Source organism: Streptomyces sp. NPDC049954 (assembly GCF_040656295.1).
Taxonomy (GTDB): domain Bacteria; phylum Actinomycetota; class Actinomycetes; order Streptomycetales; family Streptomycetaceae; genus Streptomyces.
In genome coordinates, this window is record NZ_JBFALS010000036.1 from 1 (window position 1) to 1378 (window position 1378).

Sequence of the window (1378 nt, forward strand, 5' to 3'; positions counted from 1 at the left end):
CTAGTGTGATGCACCGGAAATCCTGGCGTTAAATTGCTACGGTTTCAGGATGTCGTTTTCGGGACGCTCTTCCGCCGAGTTCGTTTTGACCGCTGACGAGCATGACCAGCTGGTGCGCTGGTCACAGGGGGCGTCAAGGCTGGCTGTTCGGGCGCGCATTGTGTTGCGGTGCGCCGAGCCGGACGTCGTGTACGCGCGGGTTGCCGATGACTTGGGTGTGTCGGCTGTGACGGTCGGCAAGTGGCGCAAGCGGTTCGCGGAGTCACGGTTGGAAGGCCTGGCGGACACCGACCGGCCGGGGCGGCCGAAGACCGGCCTGTCTCTGAGTGATCTGGAACGGGAACAGCTGATGCGTTGGGCCCGTCGGGCGAAGTCCTCGCAGGCTTTGGCGTTGCGGTCGAGGATCGTGCTGGCGTGCGCCGACGACACGTCGAACAAGCGGGTCGCCGGTCGGCTGGGGACCTCGGTGTCCACGGTGGCGCGGTGGCGACGTCGGTTCGTTGAGCTGCGGCTGGAAGGCCTGGCCGACGAACTGCGGCCGGGCCGGCCACCGTCGATCCTCCTCGACCGGGTCGAGGATGTCGTCGTTGCCACGTTGGAGACGTCGCCGCGTGATGCCACGCACTGGTCGCGGGCGTCGATGTCCGAGCGGACCGGCCTGTCGAAGTCGACGATCGGACGGATCTGGCGGCAGTTCGACCTGAAGCCGCACGTCCAGGACACGTTCAAGCTGTCCACGGATCCGCAGTTCGTGGAGAAGGTGGTCGATGTCGTTGGTCTCTATCACCATCCGCCGGAGAAGGCGGTGGTGTTGTGTGTGGACGAGAAATCCCAGGTGCAGGCCCTGGACCGCACGCAGCCGGTCCTGCCGATGATGCCCGGCATGCCGGAGCGGCGAACCCACGACTACCAACGGCATGGTGTGACCAGCCTGTTCGCCGCGTTCGACATCGAGGACGGAAGCGTCATCAGCTCCCTTCATCGCCGTCATCGGGCCGTGGAGTTCAAGAAATTCCTGGTCAAGATAGACAAGGCGGTGCCGGCTGAACTCGACGTCCACTTGATCTGTGACAACTACGCCACCCACAAGACGCCCGCGATCAAAGCCTGGCTCGGACGGCACCCTCGATTCCACGTCCACTTCACACCGACTGGTTCCAGCTGGATCAACCAGGTCGAGCGGTGGTTCGGGCACCTCACCGACAAGCTCATCCGCCGAGGGACCCACCGATCGGTCCAAGCCCTTGAGGCCGACATCCGCACCTGGATCCAGACCTGGAACGAGGACCCCAAGCCGTTCACATGGACCAAGAGCGCCGATGAAATCCTGAACTCGTTATCGAAATATATTGCCAGGATTTCAGGCGCAGGACACTAG

1 protein-coding gene is annotated in these 1378 nt (G+C 63.6%); it reads left to right on the forward strand.

All coding sequences use genetic code 11. The features are described from left to right. Positions 1-49: 49 nt before the first annotated feature. Positions 50-1378: an IS630 family transposase gene (locus AB0J21_RS33525; RefSeq protein WP_363149955.1), complete on the forward strand. Its 1329-nt coding sequence runs from the start codon at positions 50-52 to the stop codon at positions 1376-1378.

What these genes read in the sequence shown, in the direction of transcription:
- AB0J21_RS33525 (WP_363149955.1), top strand. Translation starts at nt 50, where the DNA reads ATGTCGTTTTCGGGACGCTCTTCCGCCGAGTTCGTTTTGACCGCTGAC.